We start from the raw sequence: 2,454 nt of genomic DNA, 5'->3' as shown, positions 1-2,454 counted from the left end.
AGTAGCAAAAGTTAAAAATTAAGAAGGGTAGTAGAAAATGCAATGTCAAAACCGACTTTTTCTACAGCCTCGTTATGCAGTTAAGTATGGATACGAGATGAAATTTAGCGGTAGTGGAATATTCAAACATGTATATGACGAGCCGAATCGAATTGCAAAATTCGAAGAACGAGTTGTGATCACTGAAGCTCCTTCAGAATCCGAAGCTGAAAAGCAAATCCTCGCTGAGTTCAAAGAGTATGCCCAAGATGGTATTGTGTTTGTCGGTGAGTTTTCGGTAAATGAAATTATTGAATGCGAACTAGTAACTGAAGTTGCTAGCACAATGCGTATTTTTCAAGGTACTGATGAAGAGTACCTCGAACAGCACTGGTATGACTTACAGCCAGAAACCTGTGATGACAACGGGTGGAAGCATGTATGGTATAACCAAGGCGAAGGAAAAAGTGCCTGCTATAATTGCCAAGAAATAAGAACAGGGGTTTTGTAGTAAAACTGCATAACAAGCTGTTAAACAAGGACAAAAAACAGTTGGTTTTGCTCCTTCGTCGCTAATTTTAACCAACTATTTTTTGCCTGTTAACAGGGCGTTAGGCTCAAAAAGGAATTTCATGAAAAGTATCTATGCAGTAATAATCGTTTTATTGGTAGCTAATATTGTAGCTACGGTTTGGTTTGGTGTCACTTCCCAACCTATAACATCTACTCAGAATAAAGTAGAGAATACTTTGCCTAGCCATATGACTAAGAATGTTCGCAATAAAATTTATGATCAATTTGTGTCTCAATACAACAGTAGAGATTATGAGGCAATGTATAACCTCTTCAGTCCCTCCGCTAAAGCTCAAATCGATAAAAAAGAAACATTTAGCACTTTTCGTCAGCTTGTAGATTACTTTGATTCTATAGTTGAGGGCGGATACAGCCATGCAGAATATCTCGGTACGCAAGGCGATTTAAAACAGTTCAAGCTTTTTTACTCCGTTAAATTTAGTGAAAATAGTAAATTTGGCACCTCAGGTTCATTAAGTATTACTTTGGCAATTAGGAATGATGAATATGAAGTTTGGGGATTCAACCTTCGTTCAACTTAAAGAGCCTAACAAATGCATCATGCAGGGAATTTTACTCGCTGAAACAGCGCTCCTAAAATCCCCATATGCAAAGCGTTAGAGTTTTTGTATGAAATATGCCGATGAATCAATAATGCGACTTGGCGATAGGGTAATCATTTCTGGAACTTTTCGGGGTGTCGTTGTGGCGGATATTGACGGTGCTGAATATTCAAATGAGTTTTCAAAAGAACAGTGGGAATATCTAAAGTCAGGCGTATTGATTGATACTGATTTTGGCGGCATTGTTCATTATCAACAGAGTGATACAAATGGCGAAATTTTTGAACGCGAATTGCACTATGAAAACAAACTCTAACAAACGCCTTATGCTCGCCCAACAAGTTGGGCTGGGACAATTACTCGCTGCAACTTCGTTGCAAAACGCTCATAATTGCCCCATAGGCGGGCGTTATAGCGCTTTAGCCTTACAACTTGTTGGTCAGTATCGGTAGTAAGTTTTAGTTTCCTTAGGTTGTGTTTAGTTAGTGCTCTTTTTGGCAATCGTCCGTTCATTTATTTACTAAGCAAACTTTATAAACAACCTGCACTTTTATCCAAAACTATCCAACCTAACATGCAAAAATCACTTGTTGTTTTTATGAAGGTTAGTTTAGTCTACGGGTAATATTTTTAATCATGTTGTTGTGCAAACAGGGCTGGCGGTAAACCGCGATAGTTCAGTAGGTTGGCGCAATAACAAACAAAGGCACCGGAAAACTACTCGCTGGGCTTCGCCCAAAAGCGATCGTATTTTCCGTTGCTTTGGACGTTATGCATAAATAGAGTCAGCGGAATGAAACTGAATTTTCAATATGCCCACCATGCTCATGATGAGTCAATAGACAAGCCGATTGCTAACCCGATGGATGCTCTTACTGCATTTGATAATTTTGATTGGGACACACAAGTTGAAGATGCAAATAGACTTAACAAATGCGCACCAACTATATCGCTTGTCTATGAAAAAGATAAGAAGTTGATCTGGGTGTCCGCAGGTGGAGACAAGCGGTCTATGTTTTTTGTTTCGGAGTGCTACTTTCCTGGAGAAGTCAGCGCCTGGTTCGGCTTCTCAAAAAAACAAGGAACTGTAAGTTTATTTACCCAATCCTTCAGTAAAGAAAATGCCCGTAAAGCGATAGAACTTTTTATCAAAGAAGACTTCGCAGCGTTGCAGGAGTTTTATGCATAACAAGTTAAATCATCGGAAAATCCCTCGCAGGCCAAACAACGGCCAAAGCGCTCGGTCTTTCCGCTGTTTAAAGCGTTATGTTGCAAAGAGGGATTTATGAATAGTTGGTATTTGTTAATTTCTTTTCTAATCGGTTGCTTGGTGTGCTTA

The 2,454-nt window shown here is 39.2% G+C and carries 5 protein-coding genes; all 5 read left to right on the top strand.

Annotated features, from left to right (window positions below; genetic code table 11):
* Positions 1-97 precede the first annotated feature (97 nt).
* The 5 genes from ABKW31_RS22780 (at position 98) to ABKW31_RS22760 (ending at position 2,304) form a co-directional block, all read left to right on the top strand.
* On the top strand, positions 98-490 hold the full coding sequence (locus ABKW31_RS22780; RefSeq protein ID WP_348619012.1) for a hypothetical protein: 393 nt from the start codon (positions 98-100) through the stop codon (positions 488-490).
* A 121-nt stretch (positions 491-611) separates the two neighbouring features.
* Positions 612-1,094 carry a hypothetical protein gene (locus tag ABKW31_RS22775; RefSeq protein ID WP_348619011.1) on the top strand — a complete coding sequence of 161 codons (483 nt, stop codon included), beginning with the start codon at positions 612-614 and terminating at the stop codon, positions 1,092-1,094.
* A gap of 88 nt (positions 1,095-1,182) precedes the next feature.
* On the top strand, positions 1,183-1,431 hold the full coding sequence (locus ABKW31_RS22770) for a hypothetical protein (RefSeq protein WP_348619010.1): 249 nt from the start codon (positions 1,183-1,185) through the stop codon (positions 1,429-1,431).
* Complete coding sequence (locus tag ABKW31_RS22765) at positions 1,415-1,567, top strand: hypothetical protein (RefSeq protein ID WP_348619009.1); 153 nt, start codon at positions 1,415-1,417, stop codon at positions 1,565-1,567. Before ABKW31_RS22770 ends, ABKW31_RS22765 begins: the two co-directional genes overlap by 17 nt.
* 341 nt (positions 1,568-1,908) lie before the next feature.
* On the top strand, positions 1,909-2,304 hold the full coding sequence (locus ABKW31_RS22760) for a hypothetical protein (RefSeq protein WP_348619008.1): 396 nt from the start codon (positions 1,909-1,911) through the stop codon (positions 2,302-2,304).
* Positions 2,305-2,454 lie beyond the last annotated feature (150 nt).

Origin of the sequence: Paraglaciecola sp. 25GB23A (assembly GCF_040012495.1) — a bacterium.
Taxonomy (GTDB): Bacteria; Pseudomonadota; Gammaproteobacteria; order Enterobacterales; family Alteromonadaceae; genus Paraglaciecola.
This window is presented reverse-complemented; position numbering and strand designations above follow the sequence as displayed.

Coding starts and splice junctions, on each gene's coding strand:
- ABKW31_RS22780 (WP_348619012.1), top strand. CDS start 98: ATGAAATTTAGCGGTAGTGGAATATTCAAACATGTATATGACGAGCCG.
- ABKW31_RS22775 (WP_348619011.1), top strand. CDS start 612: ATGAAAAGTATCTATGCAGTAATAATCGTTTTATTGGTAGCTAATATT.
- ABKW31_RS22770 (WP_348619010.1), top strand. CDS start 1,183: ATGAAATATGCCGATGAATCAATAATGCGACTTGGCGATAGGGTAATC.
- ABKW31_RS22765 (WP_348619009.1), top strand. CDS start 1,415: ATGAAAACAAACTCTAACAAACGCCTTATGCTCGCCCAACAAGTTGGG.
- ABKW31_RS22760 (WP_348619008.1), top strand. CDS start 1,909: ATGAAACTGAATTTTCAATATGCCCACCATGCTCATGATGAGTCAATA.